Source organism: Thalassospira xianhensis MCCC 1A02616 (assembly GCF_003326475.1).
Classification (GTDB): Bacteria; Pseudomonadota; Alphaproteobacteria; order Rhodospirillales; family Thalassospiraceae; genus Thalassospira; species Thalassospira xianhensis.
Map to the genome: position 1 here is coordinate 82,539 of NZ_JPWA01000016.1, position 23,705 is coordinate 106,243.

The 23,705-nt window shown below is 56.8% G+C and carries 2 protein-coding genes; both read right to left on the reverse strand.

Translation table 11 applies throughout. The features are described 5' to 3' along the window. Position 1 precedes the first annotated feature (1 nt). On the reverse strand, positions 2–22,180 hold the full coding sequence (locus tag TH5_RS26005) for a hypothetical protein (protein ID WP_244204923.1): 22,179 nt from the start codon (positions 22,178–22,180) through the stop codon (positions 2–4). Between the two features lie 237 nt (positions 22,181–22,417). After that, the coding region (locus TH5_RS14405; RefSeq protein WP_114122404.1) for an HlyD family type I secretion periplasmic adaptor subunit at positions 22,418–23,705 on the reverse strand (1,288 nt) is incomplete at its 5' end.

Below are 23,705 nucleotides of genomic sequence, written 5' to 3' on the forward strand. Positions count from 1 at the left end.
ATCAGGTGCCGAACCCGAAATCATCGGCATCAAGATCATCAGGATCATGAATACCCATCAGGGTGACCGACGCATCATTGCCAAGTTCGATGACGACATTGCCATCGGTATCAAGGTGCATGTCGTTCTTGATCTGGTTGAAGTTGCTGTAATTCCATTCCGACAGATTGATGATGTCCTCGCCCGGGGTGAAATCGGTGATGATATCGTGACCGTTGGTTTTGCCGATCTCGAATTCATCCCAGCCCGAACCACCGGTCAGGGTGTCATCACCGGCACTGCCATACAGGCGATCATTGCCCGCCCCGCCCAGAAGCACATCGTCGCCCGAATTGCTCCAGAGGATGTCATTACCATTGCCACCATCGAGCGTGACATTGCCATAGGTTTCATAGGAGCTGGTCAGATCGATGATGTCATCGCCATCACCGGCCTCGATCACTTCGATATTGCGGATGCGCGGCGAAATACCCGGATCGCTGACCGTATCGGCAAGGAATAGCGCGTCATTACCGCTGGTCAGTTTCAGGGTATCGGTGCCATCGCCACCTTCGAAGATGTCGTTCGACTGGTTATAGCCGTTCAGATTGACATATTCGCCAGTCCCGGCATCGCCACTGTAATCATGGCCCCAACCATTACCGTGATGGCCGGTATGACCCCAGCCGGTATTGTTGTCATGGCCGTCTTCGCCCGGCGCACCATCATTAAGCGCATGCCAGTTCGAGCTCCAGGTGTCGTCAGCATTGTATTGCAGGACGTCATCACCGGCACCACCATTCAGGATGTCGATCCCGGCACCCCCGGCAAGAGTATCGTTGCCCGCACCACCCCAAAGCGTGTCGTTGCCTTCGCCGCCATCAAGGACGTCGTCACCGGCGTTGCTCCAGATGATGTCATTGCCGGTTCCGCCAAGAACCGTTACATCGCCATAAGACTGGGTTTCGCTGGTCAGGTCGACAATATCGTCGCCATTACCGGCATCAATGACTTCGATATTCGAAATGCGCGGCGAAACACCCGGATCGGTGATTTTGTCATCCAGGAACAGGGCATCATTGCCGCTGGTCAGGGACAGGGTATCGGTACCGTCACCCCCATCAAAGATATCCTGCGAACGGGTGTAACCCTGCAGATTCACCTGCTCGTTGGTGCCGTTCATATCCGGATCGCCGACATTCTTCGCGGCATAGCTGCCCGACCAGGTCGCGTCTTTCTGATATTCGATGATGTCATCACCGGCACCGGCATCGATCAGATCGCTGCCTGATCCGCCATTGATGACGTCATTGCCATCGCCACCCCAGATGGTGTCATTACCGCCATCACCGCCCAGAACATCATCGCCCGACAGGCCGGACAGCAGGTTCGCACCATCGTCGCCAAACAGGTAATCGTTGAAGTTCGAGCCGATCAGATCTTCGATCGAAGACAGGACATCATATCCGTCACCACCAACGGCGGTGCCGTTTTTCAGGCTAACACCAACCGCGGATGTCGCATTGGCATAACTTGCGGTATCGCGGCCCGATCCACCCGAAAGGGTATCGTTGCCCTGACCACCCATCAGGGTGTCATTGCCACCATCACCATAAAGCTTGTCATCGCCCGATCCGCCGAACAGGGTATCGTTACCGTCGCCGCCCCACAGACGGTCGTTGTTTTCGCCGCCATCCAGAACGTCGTTACCGTCCCCGCCAAGGATCGAGTCATCGCCGGTGCCGCCATTGATCACGTCATTGCCGGCTTCGCCATACAGCTTGTCCTGACCCTGACCGCCCAGCAGCGTATCAGCCCCGTTTCCACCCCAGACGCGGTCATCGCCCGACCCGCCATCCAGCGTATCGTCGCCTTCGCCACCGGTGATGCTGTCCTGACCGCCGCCGCCGTCAATCAGGTCATTACCGTTGTCACCATACAGCTTGTCGTCGCCATCACCGCCATAGAGGCTGTCATTGCCATCCATGCCCGACAGCGTGTCCTGCCCGTTCAGGCCAAAGACCGTGTCGTTACCCGCAAGGGCTGCAATCGTGTCATTGTTGCTGGTGCCATACAGGACATCATCATAGGGCGTTGGCCCGGTCGAGGCTTCGACACCGACAAACATGTTCGCATTAAGGTCGCTGATCGCGACACCCAGCAGGGTCAGGGTGCCCTGACCATTCAGGTTGATGACGGCGTTGCCATTGACCTCGGACATCAGGCTGCGCAGTTCGGCCCAATTATCAACATCAAGGGCAGACAGATTGATCTGGTCACTTGCCGGATTGAAATCGGTGACGACCTTGTCGCCGGAATTATCCGACACGATGATCTGATCCGAACCGGCGCCACCGGTATAGGTGTCGTTGCCAGCCCCGCCATCAAGCGTATCGTTGCCATCGCCACCCAGCAGCGTGTCGTTACCCGCATCGCCCGACAGGGTGTCGCTGCCGATACCCCCTTCGAGCAGGTCATTGTCATTGCCGCCCGACAGGACATCATTGCCGCTACCACCCGAAAGCGTATCGGCACCGTCGCCCCCCATCAGGGTATCGTTGCCATCCGCACCCGAAAGGGTGTCATTGTCCGCATCGCCCGACAGCAAGTCATTACCAAGACCGCCATTGATGGTATCGGCACCATCCCCGCCCGAAATGACATCATCGCCCGCTTCGCCAGAAAGCTGGTCATCCCCGGCCGCGCCATAGATCGTGTCGGTATCATCACCGCCGGTGACAACATCGTTGCCATCCATCGCATCGATGAAGTCCGAACCACCACCGCCGGAAATCACATCGTTGCCGGCCCCGCCGATCAGGGTGTCATTGCCCGCACCGCCCGCGATCACGTCATGGCCGTCATTGCCATCCAGATTGTCATCGCCGTCGCCACCGTCGATCACGTCATTGCCGTTGCCGCCCGAAATCGTATCGTTCCCGGCACCGCCCGACAGGTTATCGTCGCCATCATTGCCAAGGATGGTGTCATTGCCATCCCCGCCATCGACCACGTCATTCCCGGCCAGCGCATCAATATAATCATCTTCGCTGGTACCAAGCAGGACATCATCAAACGGCGTCGCGCCAACCGGGCCTTCGATCCCGACAAACATATCGGACGTGACTTCGTTCAGGCGCACACCCAGCAGCGTGACCGAGCCATCCGGGCCCAGATCGATGACGGTATTGCCATTAACCTCGCTCAGACGCGGGGCCAGTTCGGACCATTCGGAAATGCCAAGGGCATCAAGGGAAATCTGATCAACACTGGTGTTGAAATCGGTAACGACCTTGTCGCCGACAAGGCTTGTGACCTTGATCAGATCGGCACCCGACCCGGTCGAGATACGGTCATCGCCCGATCCGCCATCCAGCATATCGTTGCCATCGCCGCCGACAAGGCTGTCATTACCAGCCCCACCGTCAAGCGTGTCGTCGCCTTTTTCACCGTTCAGATAGTCGTTGCCATTGCCACCGATCAGGGTATCGGCGCCATCGCCGGTCCAGATCGTGTCATTGCCCTCGCCACCATCAATCGTATCGACGCTGACATCGGCTTCGACATTGTCAAACGTATCGTTGCCATCACCCAGATCGACAACATTGTTCTGGCTGTTGCCATAGACATAATCATCATGGGCCGACGCAATGACGCGTTCGAAATTGGCAAGAATATCTCCTGCGGCATCACCGCCAAATGCGCGGCCGCCTTCGCCCGGTGTTCTGGCATTGGCATCGGTATCGCCAAGATAAATCTCGACCCCGGCGCTTGAACCCTCATAGCTGATGGTATCAATGCCATCGCCACCATCAAGCGTATCGGCACCCGCACCGCCTTCGATGGTGTCATCCCCGGCACCGCCCGAAAGGACGTTATCGCCATCCGATCCGATAATGTCGTCATTACCTGCCGACCCGATGACATTTTCAAAACCGGAAATAGTGTCGTTGCCCGTTTCCGCACTGCTTGCGGTACCGGCCGACAGATCGACCGTGGCACCTCCTGTCGCCTGGGTCAGGTCAAGGGTATCGATGCCCGCACCACCCGAAAGCGTGTCATTCCCGGCACCGGCGATAATGGTGTCGTTACCGGCCCCGCCATAAACGGAGTCATCACCCGCACCGCCGTCCAGAACGTCATCACCATCCGCACCAGACAGGACGTTTGCCCCGCTTGATCCGATAAGCGTATCCGTCCCCGCCGTACCCAGAACATTCTCAAAGCCGGAAATGGTATCTGTACCGGTGGCATCGCTGCTTGCGGTGCCAGTCGACAGGTTGACCGTCACGCCATTGGCAGCAGCGAAATCAAGGGTGTCGGTACCATCACCACCGGCAAGAACATCGTTGCCTGCACCGGCAACAACCGTGTCATCGCCCGTACCCGCATCAACCGTATCGGCGCCTGCACCCGCGGTGATGACGTCATTACCATCGCCCGCCAGAATAACGTCGTCGCCCGCACCGGCATCAAGGGTATCGTTACCGGCACCCCCGTCCAACGTATCATTGCCTGCCCCGCCATAAAGGCGATCGGCACCATCGCCACCGGTCAGGATGTCATCACCATCGCCACCATCGAGCATGTCGTTGCCGATACCACCATCAAGGGTATCGTTGCCGCCATTGCCGATCAGGCTGTCATTGCCCGCACCACCCGAAAGCAGGTTATCGCCATCCGACCCGGTCAGGGTGTCGCTGCCGCCAGAGCCAATCAGGTTTTCAATGCTGGTCAGGCTGTCTGCTTCGCCATTGGCAAGCTGTGCGGTACCGGTTGCAAGGTTCGCACGAACCGCCGCGGCCGAATTACTGTAATCCGCCGTATCATTGCCATCACCACCGCGCAGCGCATCATTCCCGGCACCACCCGACAGGGTGTCATTACCGGCACCGCCATCCAGCGTGTTGTTCTGCGCATCACCCCTGATGATGTCATCATGGGCAGAGCCGACAACGTTTTCGACCCAGTAGATACCGTCATTTCCGGCACCACCCGTCGCGGTGTAATTGGCCAGATCAACATTCACGCCCGATGCCGCGTCGTCATAGGTCACGGTATCGATGTCACCACCACCATGGATGATGTCGTCGCCTTCACCACCGCGAAGCGTATCGTTACCCTGCCCGCCGATCAGCGTATCACTGCCTTCGGCACCATCAAGGACATCACGGCCATAACCACCATCAAGATAGTCGTCACCCGCACCGCCATAAAGATTGTCGTCACCAAGTTCGCCATTGATGCGGTCATCGCCTTCGTTGGCCCAAAGCGTATCGTTGCCGCCGCCACCATTGATGGTGACATCGCCATAGGCAATCGTATCGCTGGTCAGATCGACAACGTCGTTGCCTTCGCCCGCATTGATAACCTCGACGCCCTCAAGGCGCGCGCCATCGGTGACGATTTCTTCAACCACCGCATCAAAGGTGATGGAACGCACGAAATAGTCGCTGCTGTCACCGCCCGATGAACCGTCTGCATAAGGTTCGCTTTCAAAGGCGAGGTAACGGAATTCAACCGGATTGCCGAGACTGTCGGTGACACTGATCGTTGCCGTACCAACACCGCCACTCGTGTAATTGATCGTGCTTTCGTCAAGCACACCCGATGCCACCAGATTACCATCGGCATCAAAGGCCTGCCAGGAACCGACTTCACCGCCATGTTCGGCCGCAATCAGGTTGGAAACCTGAACCGTGGCATTCCGCGCATTGGCACCAAGATCGACAACAACGGCTTCGCTTTCGCCGGTATTGCCATTGTGGTTGATCTGGCTTCCGGCCGGTGAACCGCCGTTATTGCCAATACCGTTGCCATCAAAGGTCACGGTGTCATCAGCCGCAGCAAGGTTCAGTTTGCCGTCTTCGCCGACATAGGATGTGCCAAAATCAAAGGCATAAAGATTTGCATCCGACCATGCGGCCTGCACGGCACCCGATGATGCTGAATCCGTCAGGCCGAATGTCCGGGTTTCGATTGTGTTACCCGTCGTCTGGCCATCGCCCAGCTTGCTGCCATCAAGGATCAGCGCATCACTGCCACCGGTCAGGTTCAGGGTATCGGTACCGTCACCACCGATGAAGGTATCATCCGAGATGTTCTTGCCGCCGATATTGGCAAGATCACCGGTGCCATCAACACCAGGGCTACCGGTATTTTCGGTGGTTTCACCGCTCGCGGCCGTGCCATCGGCTTCAAAGTTCAGGACATCGTCGCCGGATCCACCGTCAAGGGTGTCGTCACCGGCACCGCCCGAAAGCGTATCCGCACCATCGCCACCATTAAGTGCATCATTGCCGGTACCGCCGCCAAGCGTATCCGAACCGGTTCCACCATCGACCGTGTCATCGCCCGAACCACCCGTCAGGGTATCGTTGCCCGTACCACCATAAATCGTATCGTTACCGGCACCACCATCGACAATATCGTCACCGGCAAGCGCATCAATAACGTCATCGCCATCGCCGCCGGTCAGGCTGTCGTCATAAGGCGTGCCGCCGTCGGTCACACCGGTGAAATCATCGACTGAGAGATCAAGCGGATTGACGCCCTGCAGCGTTATCGTGCCGCCGGACGGCAGATTGATCACCGCATCGCCAAGCGAATTGCCGGTGATCAGATCACGTAGCTGGGTCCAGGTTTCAATGCCCGTGCCATCAAGGGTCAATTTGTCGGTCCCGACTTCGAAGTCGGTGACAACATCATCATCGGTGCCATCGGCAAAGATAAAGCTGTCATTGCCAGCCCCGCCCGAAAGCGTATCGTCGCCAGCCCCGCCATCAAGGGTATCGTTACCCGCCCCTGCGGCCATGACGTTATTGGCGTCCGATCCGGTCAGCTCATCATCGCCCGAACCGGTTGTGACATTTTCAAAGTTCGAAATGCTGTCCGAACCGGTTTCTGCCGATTGCGCCGAACCTGCCGCTAGATTGACCGTGGCACCACTGGTTGCGTTGCGCATGTCAATGGTGTCATTGCCCTGGCCACCATCAAGACTGTCATCATCGGCACCCGCGATAACCGTGTCATCGCCTGCACCCGCATCGACATAATCACTGCCCGCGCCATCGGATATGACGTCATTGCCGTCACCAGCCACGATCCGGTCATTGCCATCGGCACCGTCAATCGTATCGTTTCCTGCACCGGACGATATTGTGTTATCGGCAGAACTTCCGGAAATCGTATCGTCACCAGCACCTGTAACAACCTGTTCGAAGCCCGAAATGGTGTCAGACCCGGTTTCCGTGCTGCTTGCCGTGCCATTTTCAAGATCAATGACGGCACCACCATCGGCATTGGTCAGATCAAGCGTATCGGTGCCATCGCCACCGGCAAGAATATCGTTACCAGCATCACCGATAACGGTATCGTCACCCGCACCGGCACCGACCGTATCATTACCGTCACCCGACGAAATCACATCGTTGCCGTCACCCGCGGTGATCACATCATCGCCGGAACCCGCCGCGATATCGTCATCACCCGCCCCGGCATCAATCACGTCACTGCCGGCACCCGTATTGATATGGTCGTTGCCATCGCCCGCAAGGACGCTGTCATCCCCGGCACTGGTCCAGATGGTATCGTTGCCAGCCCCGCCATCAACCGTGACATCGCCATAGGAATGCACCTGGCTGGTCAGATCGACAACGTCATCACCGTCGCCGGTTTCAATGATTTCAACGCCACTGATTGACGGATTGGCGGAACCATTTTCATGATCGCGATCCAGAATGATCGCATCACCACCCGACGTGCCCACCAGCGTATCGATGCCGTCACCGCCATCATACTGATCATCACTGATGCCAAGACCGTCAAGATCGGCAATTTCGCCAGTGCCATCGACACCCGGGCTGCCCGCATGATCGGTGGTATCACCCGACTGGCCGGTGCGATCCGCGCCAAATTCCAGAATGTCATCACCCGCACCACCGGCAAGCGTATCCGTGCCCGGGCCGCCGATCAGGGTGTCGTTGCCGTCACCACCGTCGAGCGTGTCATCACCTTCGCCGCCATCAACCGTATCGTCGCCGGCACCACCGCCAACAGTGTCGTTACCCGCACCGCCACCGACGGAATCATTACCATCACCACCATCGACCGTGTCATTGCCATCGCCACCGTCGACCGTATCGTTACCGGCACCACCGCCAACGCTATCATCGCCCGATCCGCCACCAACGGAATCGTCACCGTCACCGCCATCGACCGTGTCATTACCGTCGCCACCGTCGACCGTGTCGTTGCCATCACCGGCGCCAACCGTATCGTCACCGCTGCCACCGCCAAGTGTATCATCACCCGGCGTTCCGACATTTTCGATTCCGGCAAAGTGATCCGGTGTCAGGTCGCCAACAGCAACGCCCGAAAGCGTTACCGTGCCACCGGACGGCAACGTGATCACCGCACCATCCGGACCATCTGACAGAAGCGGCTGCAATTCGGTCCAGCTTGAAACACCGACATCGGGCAAGGAAATCATGTCGCTGGCGATGTCAAAGTCGCTGACCAGATCGGCGTCACTGCCATCTTCAAAGACAAAGACATCCGCGCCATCGCCACCGGTCAGGGTGTCGTTGCCGTCGCCCGCCACCAGTGTGTCATTCCCAGCACCGCCCGACAGGACATCGTCGCCAGCCCCGCCATCGATCACGTCATCACCGGCACCACCATCAATCGTGTTGGCCGCATCATTGCCGGTAATGGTATCGGCATATGCCGAACCGGTGACATTTTCGAAATTGGCAATCGTATCGGAACCGGTCTGTGCGCCGTTCGCCGTGCCAGCGGCAAGATCAACCGTTACCCCGCCAATGGTGCCTGACAGATCAAGCGTATCAATGCCGTCGCCACCATCAAGGTGGTCGTTACCGGCATCAATCGAAACCGTATCGTTGCCCGCACCGGCGTCAATCGTATTGTCCGCAGCATTACCGATGATGGTGTCATCACCATCCGTCGCGATCACATTTTCAAAGCCGGAAATGCTGTCCGAACCGGTGGCATCGCTGCTTGCCGTGCCATTGGCCAGATCAATTGTCGCGCCATTGGCCGCAGACATATCAAGCGTATCGGCCCCATCACCACCCGAAAGCGTGTCATCACCGATACCGGCCATGATGGTGTCGTCACCAGCACCGCCCGCGATGATGTCATTCCCGGTTCCGCCATCAAGGATGTCGTTATCAGCACCCCCATCGATAGTATCGGCACCCGCACCGCCCAGTATATTGTCAGAACCGGCACCCCCAAGGATGACGTCATCACCGTCATTGGCCCACAGGGTATCGTCACCGGCACCGCCATCAATCGTGACGTCGCCATAGGAATGCGTTTCACTGGTCAGGTCGACAACATCGTTACCCGCACCGGCATTGATGTTTTCAATATCCACAATCGACGGGTTAGCGGCACCGCCACCGGCGTGATCGCGATCCAGAATGATGGCATCATCACCGTCGCCTGCCTGCAGGGTATCGTTGCCTTCGCCACCGACAAAACTGTCATCAGAAAGGTTTTTGCCACTGATATCGGCAACGTCACCGGTGCCATCCGTCGTCGGGCTGCCGACATGGTCGGTGGTTTCACCCGACGCCGCGACATGGTCCCCTTCAAAGGCCAGGACATCATCACCCGCACCACCGTCAAGCAAATCTGCCCCGGCGCCACCGGCAAGGGTGTCGTTCCCTGCACCACCCGAAAGGGTGTCATCACCGGCACCGCCTGAAAGGATGTTATTGCCGTCCGACCCCAGAAGGGTGTCGTTGCCCGAACCACCGGTCGCCCCTTCGATCTCGATCAGGGTATCGTTGCCGTCGGCGGTCGTGCCGGTACCCGCGGCAAGATCAACCACAACCGGATCTGTCCGGTCCGAATAATCGGCAATATCGGTACCATCGCCACCGACAAGGGTATCATTGCCGGTACCCGCCTGCAGGGTATCGTTACCCGCCCCACCCAGAATGGTGTCATCACCGGCACCACCGGCCAGCACATCATCACCGGCACCGCCTTCGATTACGTTGCTGGCATCATCGCCCGAAATGGTATCGGCATAGTCGGAACCGATCACGGTTTCAAAACCGTCAATCACATCATTTCCGGCACCACCACTTGCCGTGCCATTAGCAAGATCGACGGAAACGCCGTCTTCGGCCCCTTCATAGGACAGCGTATCATCGCCTTCGCCGCCAATCAGGGTATCGTCGCCACCATTGCCATAAACTGTGTCGTTGCCTGCGCCGCCATCCAGAATATTGGCGTTTTCGTCACCGATCAGGATATCGTCGCCATCCCCGCCGGTAACATTTTCGATGCTATCAAGGGTATCGTTTCCGGCGTCCCCGGTTGCGCTACCTGTGCTCAGGTCAACGGTAACACCTTCGGATGTGTCGGAATAATCGGCGGTATCGTTGCCATCCCCGCCATTCAGTTCGTCATCACCGGCACCACCGATCAGGGTATCGTTGCCTGCATCACCATTGATGACATCGTCACCGTCACCACCATCAACAATATCGTCACCGGCCAGCGCATTGATTTCATCGCCAAGCTGGCTGCCCTGCAGGACGTCGTCGAATTCAGTACCTTCGATGGTGACATAGCCAAAGAAGTTATCCGGCCCAAGATCATCGACCGAAACGCCTTCAAGCGTGATGCTTTCACCCGGGCCGAGCGAAATAACCGCATTGCCATTGGCGTCATCGAACATGCGATCGGCAAGATCGCTATAATCCTCAATCCCGTAGGATGACAGATCAATCACATCTTCGTTGACGTCAAAATCGGTAACCGTGTCGCTGCCGCCACCCGGGGTAACAACAATCATGTCTTCGCCGTCGCCGGTGATAATGACGTCGTCACCATCGCCGCCAAACAGCGTATCGTTGCCCGATCCACCATCCAGGGTATTGACCCCGTCCGCCCCGATCAGGGTATCGGCAAAATCGGTACCAATGACCCGTTCAACATTGCGAACGATATCATTGCCACCCGAACCCGACGCATACTGGTTGACCAGATCGACGACAACCGGGCCTTCGACATTGGAATAATCGGCCGTGTCGATACCGTCACCACCATCAATGATGTCGTCACCGGTATCGCCATAAATCCAGTCGTCGCCTGTCCCGGCCTGAATGATGTCGTCACCCGTACCACCCGACAGGGTGTCGTTATCCGCACCACCATCCAGCACGTCGTTGCCGGTACCACCGGAAAGGGTATCCGATCCCGCACCGCCGGTAATTTCGTCATCACCACTTCCGGCATCAACAACGTCATCGCCCGAACCGACATTGATCACGTCGTTCCCGGCACCGGCCGTTATGGTGTTATTAGCAGCATTGCCGGTGATTGTGTCGTTAAAATCCGAGCCGACGACATTTTCGATATTGGCAAGGGTGTCGTTGCCCTGACCGGTGGCTTTTCCGTCTTCAAGATTAACGTCAACAGCACTGCTGGCGCTGCTATAATCGGCGGTATCCGAACCAGCACCGCCGTCAATGACGTCATTGCCTTCGCCCCCGGCCAGCGTGTCATTTCCGGCAAGGCCCGACAAAGTGTTGTCACCGGCATCACCCGTCAGGGTATCTTCAAACAGCGTCCCGATAAGATTTTCGATGCCATCAAGTACATCGTCGCCGTCACCACCGGTGACTGTACCGGTCGACAGATCGCCCGTAATACCGGCTGTCTCGGTCGAATAGTCGACCGTATCACGACCTGCGCCACCGACCAGCGTATCGGAACCCGAATTGCCAATCAGCGTATCATCACCCGCATCGCCAGAAAGGATGTCATTGCCAGCGCCGCCAATCAGGCGGTCATTGCCGTCACCGCCCGAAACAGTATCATCTCCACCCAGCGCATTGATGATGTCACCGCCAGAACCGCCAATCATTTCATCAGCATTTTCGGTTCCAAGGCGGACATCGACACCGATGAAATTGTCAATGCCAACCGAAGATGCCTGAACCCCTTCAAGGGTGATCGTATCACCGCTATCAAGTGTAATGGTCAGGTTGCCGCGGGCATCGGTTCCAAACAGGCTTTCAAGAGCACCATAACCGGCAATATTGAAGTCCGTCAGATCAATGACATCATTCGCCGGATCAAAATCGGTAATCGTGTCATTGCCATCACCCGGACGGAAGACGACCTGATCCCTGCCGGTTCCGAGCGTCAGCGTATCATCACCAAGACCGGCTTCAAATGTGTCATCGCCAGCACCACCAATGAAAGTATCGCTTTGGGCACCACCGACGAAGGTATCGTCGAATGCAGAACCTTCAATAACCTCAATACCCTCAAGTGTATCGGTACCCGTGGCCGAGCCGCTGACAGTATTGTTTACGGTGTCAACCACAACAGGGCCGGTTGAATCTGCGTAACTGGCAGTATCGAGGCCCTCACCACCAATCAGGATATCGTCACCGGCGCCTGAAAGCAGGGTATCGTTACCTGCACCCCCTTCAAGCGTGTCGGCACCGTCTCCGCCGGAAATGACATCATTGCCAGCACCACCATTGACAATGTCGTCACCAGCGCCAGACGTGATGACGTTGTTGCCATCATCGCCAATGACAATGTCATTGCCCGATCCGGTCGTGATATTTTCGATATTGGCAAAATTGTCGGTATCCGTGCCGTCTGTTGCCTGCCCGGCTGACATATCGACAGTGACGTTACCTGTCAGGTCAGACAGATCAAGCGTGTCGACACCGGCACCGCCATCAATGGTATCCGAACCGGCACCGCCACGGAGCGTATCATTCCCCGCACCACCTGACAGAACGTCATCACCGGCACGACCATCGATGAAATCATCGCCCGCGCCGCCGTCAATGCTGTTGCGACCGGAGTCACCCCTTAAAGTATCGGCGAAGGCAGATCCTTTGATATTTTCAAAACTGGAAATCTGGTCGTTTTCGGTACCGCTAACGACACCGCTTTGCAGGTCTACACTGACGGAGCCGCTTGCACTGTCATAGGAAATGGTGTCTTCGCCGGCTCCGCCGTCGAGAATATCCCGACCTGTGCCGCCATCAATCAGATCATTACCGGCACCGCCAGAAAGCGTATCATCCCCGGCCCCACCGCGAACGATATCGTCACCAGCCCCGGCACTAACGGTGTCCGCATTGCTGCTTCCGGTGATGGTATCGTTGAAATCGGACGCCAGAATCTGTTCGATACCGGTGAACAGATCGGTGCCTGTATCAGCTCCGGTCGCAATATTGTTGGCAAGATCGATATTCAAACCCGATTGGGCCGTCCGGAAATCAAGAGTATCCGATCCTTCACCACCGACATAGGTGTCGTCACCGGCTTCTCCGACAAAGCTGTCATTGCCAGCACCACCATTCAGAAGGTCGTTACCGGCACCACCCGACAATACATCGTTCCCGAGCCCGCCAAGCAACGTGTTGTCAGCAGCATCACCGGTAATCGTGTCGTTGAAGGCCGTACCCGTAACATTTTCGAAACCGGCAATATCATCGTTGCCATCTGCACCGCTGGATATGCCCGTCACCAGATTGACGATCTGCCCGCCAGTCGCGCCGGAGTAATCAAGCGTATCACTGCCCGCGCCACCACGCAGAGTGTCATCACCCGCACCACCAATAACGGTATCGTTTCCACCTTCGGCACTGATGAAATCATTCCCGGCACCACCGGATAGAACGTTATTGCCACTCGACCCGGTCATGCTGTCGTTAAAGCCCGTGCCGGTTGCGTTCTCGATACCGGTAAAGCTATCCGCGCCATCGGCTTTCTGCGTCAAACCTGCCTGCAGGTTCAGCGACACTCCACCATCAGCGCTGCTGTAATCAATCGTGTCTGAGCCAGTACCGCCGTCAAACACATCGTTTCCGGCACTACCGATAAACCGGTCGTTCCCGGCACCACCAATCAACGTGTTATCGACATCCGACCCAGTGATCGTATCACCAAAGGACGAACCGATGACATTTTCAACGTTGGAAACGCTGTCGGCTGTTTCGGAATCTGTCTGACCGGTCGCAAGATTGATGTCAACACCACCGGTTTGCGCCGAATAATCGATGGTATCGATACCATCACCGCCATCAACATGGTCAGCACCATCGCCTGCGATCAGGGTATCGTTACCGTCACCACCCAACAGAGTATCGTCACCGTCGCCACCCGAGAGGATATCATTGCCCGCACGTCCATCGAGGATATTGGTGCCCTGATCACCCGTGATGATGTCACCGGCATTCGATCCGATAACATTTTCAAGACCACTTAATGTATCCGTTCCAAGTCCGGTCGCAGTTCCGGTTGTCAGGTCAACATTCACACCAGTGGTCGCATTGCGATAATCTACCGTATCGACACCGCCGTTACCGATCAGGGTATCATTACCCCCCGTTCCGATAAGGGTGTCGTTGCCAGCGCCGCCATCAAGACGGTTATCGCCGTTATCGCCTTCAAGGATGTCATTGAATGCCGAGCCAGTGGCATTCTCGAAATCGACCAGAACATCATTACCGGCAGCACCGCTTGCCGTCAGATCGGCCAAATTGACGCTAACCCCACCCGACGCCGATGCATAGGATGCTGTATCACTGCCCGCGCCGCCAAACAGGGTATCATTCCCGCCAAGACCATCGATCACGTCATTCCCGGCATTACCGGAAATCACGTTATCCTCGGAACTCCCTGTCAGGATATCTGCGGAAGAACCGCCAATGATGTTTTCGATATTCGACAGACGGTCATTACCCGCCGCCCCGGAAACTTCGCCGGTTTGAAGATTTGCGTTAACGCCACCATCGGCATTGCTGTAGTCGACAGTGTCGATATCGGCACCACCATCAATCCGGTCATCCCCGTCGCCACCATTCAGCAGATCGTCACCAGCACCCCCGGCAAGACTGTCATCCCCTTCAAAACCGTAAAGCGTGTCATCCCCGTCAAGACCTGAGAGGGTATCGCGCCCGTCCGTGCCAGTCAGAACGTCGTCACCAAGCGTACCAACAATGTCACGAATGCCGATAAAGTTATCCGCGGTGATACCAGCCTTGCTGACGCCTTCCAGCGTCATCGTCACACCGTCACCGAAATCGATCACCAGATCGCCATTACCGTTCTCGCTCATTTGCTCGAACAGTTCGCCATAGGTGTCAATGGATAGCCCGGTAAGATCAATCTGATCGCTACTGACATTGAAGTCGGTGACCGTGTCGTTTCCGTCACCCGGCGCAATCTGGTAAATATCCGCACCTGCGCCACCAGTCAGGGTATCATCCCCTGCACCGCCGGTGATGGTATCGTTCCCGGCTCCGGCAGTAATGACGTTATTACCGGCATCGCCTGTCAGGTTATCAGCCCCGGACGATCCAATCAGGTTTTCAATACCTGAAAGCGTATCGGTTCCCGATGCACTTGTCGCCGTACCGTCAGCCAGATTGACCGTAACAGAGCCGGCATCCTCGAAACTCGCGGTATCCAGACCCGCACCACCGTCGATAACATCGTTACCTGCTCCGCCACGAAGCATGTCGTTGCCATCGCCACCGGACAGGACATCGTTGCCATCGCCACCAATCAGGGTGTTGTCAGCTCCATCACCTGCCAGCGTATCGTCAAACGCACTGCCTTGCAGGTTTTCGATGCCTGACAATGTATCATTGCCATCCGCGCCACTCGCCGTGCCCGCCGCCAGATCAACAACAACACCGCCCGTCGCAGCAGAATAATCGGCAAGATCAACACCGCTGCCCCCGCTCAGGATATCGTCACCGGCACCACCTGAAAGAACATCTGTCCCGGCACCACCAAGAACCTGATCGTTTCCGGCCCCGCCCGAAAGCGTGTCATTGCCGGCTTCCCCGCGCAGGATATTGTCCTGATCGTCACCAAACATACGGTCCGAATTTTGCGAACCGATAACGTTTTCGATATTGATCAAGGTATCGATAGCGCCGCCAACAGAACCTGTCCCGGCAGAAAGATCGACATCGACCCCGACACTTTGACTATAATCAACCGTATCGCGACCTGTACCACCGTCGAGAACATCCGCTCCCGCACCACCTGAAAGCGTATCGTCGCCTTCCCCACCAAAAACAGTATCGTTCCCCGCACCCGCGAAAATCGTATCATTTCCGGCAAGACCATCGATGATTTCGGCGGCATCGGTGGCGTTGATCACATCATCATTTTCGGTCGCGCCAAGGGTTTCAAGGCCGCTGAAGTTTGAAACATCCAGCGCCGAAACAGGAATACCCGTCAAGGTCAGACTATTGCCATTGATCGTGATAACGGCATTGCCGTTATCATCTGTGCTGATCAAAGGCTTTAACGCTTCCCAGTTTGGAATATCAAACGCGCCCAGATCAATCTGGTCACTGGTCACATCGAAATCGGCAATTTTATCGTTCCCGGCAAACGTCCCGAAAATGAACGTATCCGAACCGTCTCCACCAATCAGAAGATCATCGCCACGCCCGCCATTCAGGGTATCGTCCCCGGCACCGCCACTCAGGGTATTTGCGCCTTCGGAACCTGTAATGATGTCGTTGAAGCCGGAGCCGATAGCATTTTCAATTTCAGTGATCGTATCGGAACCTTCGGATCCGATCGCGGACCCGGCGCCCAGATTGATTTCGACACCGCCGGCCGCGTCATCGTAGGTAACAGTGTCAATACCACTACCGCCCGCGATTGTATCGTTGCCAGCACCGCCATTCAGCGTGTCGGTACCAACACCACCGACAAGGTAATCGTTACCATTCCCGCCACTGATGGTATCGTTGCCCAGTCCACCAACAAGGGTATTGGCCTGATCATCACCCGTAAGCCTATCGTCATAAATCGAGCCGGTTACATTCTCGATCCCGGTCAGGGTATCGTTCCCAGCACCACCCGATGCCGTTCCCGCACCAAGATCGACCGAAACACCGGAAGCCGCATCCCCATATTGCGCGGTATCGTTTCCGGCACCACCGTCAAGGACATCGTTACCCGTACCACCGTTCAGAAGATCGTTTCCATCACTGCCAAACAGCGTGTCGTTTCCGGCATTACCATAAATCGTATCGTCATCAGCCAGACCATCTATGACGTCACTGCGGTTCGTTCCGATCAGAACATCACGATTTTCCGTACCATCCAACGACCGGATACCGGCAAAGTTGGCATATGTCAGGGCATCGGGGTTAACACCTTCAAGGGTAATCACCGAACCGCCAACCGTAATCGTGGCATTGCCCGCGGCATCTTCACCGATAAAGCCAGCGACATCGGAAAACAGCTCAAGCCCGTCGATGCCCTGAATATTGATGACATCATTGGCCGGATCAAAATCGGTGATCAGGTCATTGTCGCTTTGCGCCGAGACAACAAATGTGTCCCGGCCACTTCCACCGCTGAGGGTATCGTCGCCACCCCGTCCGTCGATGGTATCGTCGCCCGCGCCACCAATAAAACGTTCCGAGGCATCACTGCCCGAAAGCCTATCCGCTTGTGATGAACCCTCGTATTCCTCAAACCCGCTGAAAATAGCCGCCGAACCACCAGCAACGGCCTGACCGGTCTGCGCATCCAGAACGATCCCCTGGGCAAAGTCCGCCCCGCCCGCAAAGGACAACGTGTCCCGTCCATCTCCGCCAGACAGAGTATCATCGCCAGTGCTACCAAAAACGGTATCGTCTCCGGCACCGGTATCAATAATGTTATCCTGATCGTTGCCGCGAATGACATCATCACCATCCCCGGTTATCACATTCTCGATTTCGATCAGGGTATCGTTACCTTCACCGGTTGCAGTACCCTCGGTCAGATCGACAGTGATATCTGCATTCGTCCCGGCAAAGTCGGCGGTGTCGCGACCAGTGCCGCCAACCAGCGTGTCGTCTCCCTCACCGCCCGAAAGGGTATCGTCGCCTGCACCACCTGAAAGAATATTGGCGCCATCGTTACCGCGAATGACATCGTCACCCGACGAACCAACGGCATTTTCGATGTTCGACAATATCGTCTGGCCAAAATCCGATTGTCCTGTCCCGGCAGAAAGATCGACAGTAACCCCGGTCTGTCCGGCAAAACTGACGGTATCGACACCATCACCCCCATCAAGGGTATCGTTACCACGTCCACCATTGAGGAAATCGTCCCCGGAACCTGTCGAAATAACGTTATCGCTGCTATCGCCAGTCACAACGTCATTGCCAGCACCGGTGACAATGTTCTCGATCCCCGTGACAGTATCCGTCTCACCGCTGGTCTCATCAATGACAACACCGGCCCCCAGATTAACCGTCTGCGCACCATCGCGCGCACTCAGATTCAGCGTATCGTTGCCCGCACCGCCGATATAGGTGTCATTGCCTGCCTCGGCGACAAAGGTGTCATCACCGGCACCACCATCGAGCGTATCGTTGCCATCACGGCCGGTAATGGTGTCGTTGCCTGCCCCGCCCTGAAGCACGTTAACACCGCTGTCACCCGAAATCGTATCGTCGTAATTCGATCCGATAACGTTTTCGATACGGTCAAGAACATCATTGCCATCGGCACCGGTTGCACTACCGGCGGCAAGGTCGACATTCACCGAACCATTGGCACCGGAATAATCAACCGTATCAATACCTTCCTGACCGCGCAGGGTATCGTTGCCCGCACCGCCCGAAAGCGTGTCATTGCCATAACCACCAGAAATGACGTCGTCCCCGGCCCCACCGCCGAGGATATCATTGCCGTCAAAGCCATACAGCGCATCATCGCCGTCAGTACCTTCGGCAACGTCGTCGCCATCGCTTTCAAAGATACGGCCAAACCCGCGGAAATTATCCGCAACAAGACTGTCCGAACTGACCCCTTCAAGGGTCAGAACACCCTGCTCGCCGAAATCGATAACGGTATTGCCGTTGCCATCGTCGCTCATCATCGATTGCAGGGTCGCGAAATCGGTCACGCCCAGCTTCGAAAGATCAACAGTATCTTCGGCAATATTGAAATCGGTGACCGTATCGTTACCGAAATTCTCGGTCAGTTCGATGTCATCCTTGCCCGAACCGGTGGTCAGCGTATCGTCACCCGCACCACCCGTCAGGGTATCGATACCATCCCCGCCGATCAGCACGTTATTGCCGTCATTACCGGTAATATGATCGTCGAAGTCCGAACCGATAACGTCTTCAACCATCTGCAGGACATCACTGCCTGCCCCGCCGGTTGCCGTGTTCTGTGAAAGATCAACGGTTACCGCATCAATAGCATCGGTATAGCTGACGGTGTCGATGCCATCGCCGCCCTGGATATGGTCGTTGCCAAGACCGCCACGCAGGAAATCGTCACCTGAACCACCCTGCAAAACGTCATTGCCGGTACCGCCGACCAGAAGGTCGCTGCCTTCGCCACCCTGCAGAATGTCATCTTCGGAACCGCCATAAAGGCTGTCATTGCCTTCACCGCCCTGCAAGACATCAGCACCAGCACCACCATCAAGGGTGTCGTCGCCAAGGCCGCCCTGCAGCACATCGTTGCCAAGACCACCATCGATGACGTCATTGCCGCCACTGCCCTGCAAGGTGTCGTTCCCGGCAGCACCGCCAAGGAAATCATCACCATCGGTGCCATGGACAATATCGTTCCCCGATGTCGGGGTGTTGTCATAGATATTGGTATTGTCGCCGGTCTCATTTCCACTGTCGGTAGCGCCACCACCCGTATCGTCACCAGCCTCATCACCGGCCCCATCCCCGGCTTCGGAATCCGTATCGCCAGTGGTCTCACCATCCGTCTGCTCGCCCGATGGGCTGTCGCCGTCCTCAGCACCTGCTTCAATCGGGTCTGCTTCGCCATCAGTGGTTTCGCCGCCGGTCGTATCCTCGGCTACGCCTTCATCCGTGCCAGCATCTTCACCAACAGTCTCATCACCGGTCGCGTCACCGGAAAGACCGGTTTCATCCGCACCGGTTTCCGGCGAGGTTTCTGCACCAGCCTGAAGACCGCTATTGGTGTTTTCCTGTTCGCTCTGGCTCTCTGACCGGGACGGCTGTTCTTCGCCGTCCGTGCTGTCATCACCATCACCCGACGCAGGCGTATCTTCATTCAGAACGTCTTGGTCAGCGCCATCCGAACCGCCTAGGCTGTCGTCTGCGGCACCACCACCCGCATTCGCTTCATCACCTGCGGCTTCCGAGCCGGTTTCAGCAGGAGTTGTTTCCTGATCGGGCGTGGTTTCTCCGTCGGTGACTTCATTCGAGGCATCACCGGAAGTCTCGCCATCGGTTTCGGTCGAAGAGCCTTCTTCGGTTCCGGATGTTTCCGAACCGTTTTCTGCCGGGGACTGCTCGCCCTCTGTTACGGGACCAGTCGCCCCTTCATCGACGGGGTTAGAAGTATCGCTGCCATCCGTGCTGTTTGAAGCTTCATCGCCGGATGCACCGGTTTCATCTGAACCGTCGCCCGATACCGTCTCATCAGTCTCGTCCGAGGATGCGTTATCGGATGTTTCATCCTGTGCGCCGGTTTGCGTATCGCCCGTCTGCGTCTGATCACCGTCGGAGGTCGATCCGGTTTCGGTTTCCTGCGACGCACCACCGGCATTGCCAGCCCCATCCGTCTCGTCACTGCCGGTTTCCGATCCCGTGTTGGTATCGGCGCCAGCATCAGAGCCCGCTTCGGCCCCATTCTGATCGGTTGGGGTTGTTTCATCGCTACCGGTGTTCGGATCGGTTTCTTCACCCGCTCCGGCATCACCGGTGGTTTCATCACCTTCGTCCGAACCGCTGTCGGTTTCGGTGTCGGTTTCTGCGTCGCCGGTTTCCTCGGTGATGCTGTCATCACCCGAGCCGCCAGATGCAGAATCATCGACAGCCCCGCCATCGGTTTCTGGCTGGGAGGTATCCTCACCGCCACCGGAAGAAGCCTGATCACCCGTTTCGCTACCGCCCGTATCACCGCCGGTCGTATCAGTTTCGCCCGTCACCGGATCATCCGACGGGTCTGATGCCCCACCGGTGGTATCCCCAGCATTTGACCCAGCAGTATCGCCGGTCGTTTCACCAGAATTTTCGGAACCGCTGTCCGCACCGGTGTCAGTCTCGGCTGCCGTATCACCGCCGGATGCATCGCCACTTGCCGTGCCGGAATCCGTATTGTTTCCGGTTTCTGAAGCAGCATCATCGCCGGTTTCAGTTTCTGTCCGGCTTTCGGTCGCGCCATTTTTCAGATCGACAACAACGCCCTGTTCGGACGCGCTGTAATCAAGGGTGTTGCGACCCGCACCACCATCAATCGTGTCATTGCCGCCACTGGCGCCAAAGGTATCGTCGCCTGCACCACCCGAAAGCGTATTGTTTCCGGCATCCCCGCGCAGGACATCATCGCCCGATGTCCCGGTCAGATTTTCAATATTGCTAAACGAAACGGTATTGCTACCGTTGACACTGTCTGCCGTACCGGTCGAAAGATCGGCGGTCACGGCATCATCGGACCCATCAAATGACAGCGTATCGTTGCCAGACCCGCCATCAACAGCATCGCTGCCGCCATTGCCCGAAATCACATCGTCGCCAGACGTGCCCTGGATCACGTCATCGCCCGCTGTACCGTCAATGACGTTTTGCGTGCCCGACGACGGATCGCCAGAGCTGTCCAGTGCGACATCCGTCAGTTTCGGGGCATCAACAAGGGTGATGTCGGAAAGCTGGGCAATCGTAATGCCCTTAAGCGTAAGCTGATCGCCGGTCGCAAAAGTAATGACGACATTGCCCTGACCGTCATCCGAAGCACGCGAAACCAGATCGGCCGCACTTTCAACACCAAGATCATCAAGTGCCAGATAATCTTCGCCAATGGTGAAATCGGTAATGGTCGCCTGACCAAATCCGGCCTGCAAAACGAATGTGTCGCGGCCTTCGCCACCAGTAACTTCATCCTGACCCTCGCCCGGTACCAGGATATCGTTGCCTGCGCCACCAACCAGCGTGTTGTCGCCCGGATCCCCGATCAGGATGTCGTTATACGACGTGCCGATGACGTTCTGGATATTGGTGAAGACCTGCGTTGCAGGGGATTGTGAACCTGTCTCGCCCGACGAACCGGAATCGGAATTATCCGCAGCAGAGCCATCCTCTGCGCGGTCATCCAGCACCTGTTCGATATCGGCATCGGTTAAACCGGTGCCATCGTCTTGATTGGCGGGCGAGGCCAAGGCTTTGCTCCCTACTTGGGACTAATTTTTCGATCCATTTTCATGGAAGGCAACCGGCCATCCATATACACTAGTATAGACCCCAATCAAGAGCCCATCAACGGAAGATGGGCACCAGAATCGGTAAATCACATTTTTTTCATGTTTTCCGGGGATTTGGAAGGCGAAATTCGCCTCTGACAGAATCTGTCAGGTTGTATAGGGTGGATATAGGCACCCCGAATCGGGCGCCAGTGCCTATTGTTCGCGGAATGCGCGATCAAAGCTGTCGGTGATCGGGGCAAACAGATAGGCGAGAATCGTTCTGGCACCGGTCACGATTTCAAGCTGTGCTGCCATTCCCGGCGACAAAATCATGCCTTCATGTTCGGCAAGGCTTTCCGAATCGATTTCGATCATCGCCTGAAAATACGGGCGACCTTCCGGGTCTGTCAGACGGTCCGGCGACACATCGGAAACAATGCCCTTTACCGGCGCAAACCAGCGCTGGCTGAACGCCGTCACCCGGATATTAACCTCAAGCCCCTCATGCACGACATCAATATCGTTCGGCGATACCCGCGCCTCGATCACAAGCTTGTCGTCTTGCGGCACGATTTCAAGCACCTGCGCACCGGGCGGGATCACCCCACCAACGGTCGAAAACTGAAGATTGGTCACCGTTCCGGAACGCGGCGCCTTGATGTCGGACCGTACCAGAATATCCTCGGCCGATCGCAGCCGTTCGTTCAGGTCGGAAATCTCGCCCTGGATATCGCGAAGCTCGGTATTGATGGTTTGCAGATTGTCACGTGTGAGCTGCGCCTGACTGGATTTGACCTGCTGAATCTGCTGTTCGATGCGCGCAATATCGGCCGAGAACCGTCCGATATTGCCCAAAATCTCGACCAACCGACTTTCAAGCTGCAACAACCTCGTCCGTCTGGCATAGCCAAGATCGACCATCGGCTTGACCATCGCCAGCTCTTCCTTGACGATGCCAACCTGCTGCTCGGAAGCGGTTTTCTGTTCCTGCGTGCCGATGATTTCGCGGCGCAGTTCCTTGATCCGTTCGTCATAAAGGTCAAGTTCGCCACGAAACGCGTTCATCCGGCTTTGAAACAGGGTTTCCTGCGATTCAACAATCCCGGCATATTTCGGATCATAAAGCGGGGCCGGGAACTGCACCCGATCCTTGCCGCCGCGTTCCGCAAGCAGGCGCGCCTGTGTCGCCAGCGCATTGAGATACCGGTTGTTCAGCAGGTCATAACTGGCCCGCGCACGCGTATCGTCAAGCCGGATCAGAACTTCCCCGCCCTGCACGCGCGCCCCGTTGCGCACCAGAATTTCACGAATGATCCCGCCTTCCAGATGCTGAACACTCTGGCGGCCGGAAAACGGTGCGACCACGCCGCTTGCCGTCGCGGCCGAGTTGATGCGCGCCGTTGCCGCCCACAAGAACACCGACCCGACCCCCAGAATCAGGATCAGAAGACCGATCCGCACCAGCGGCCTGACATCGGTTTCAAGTTCACGCGCGGTCGGA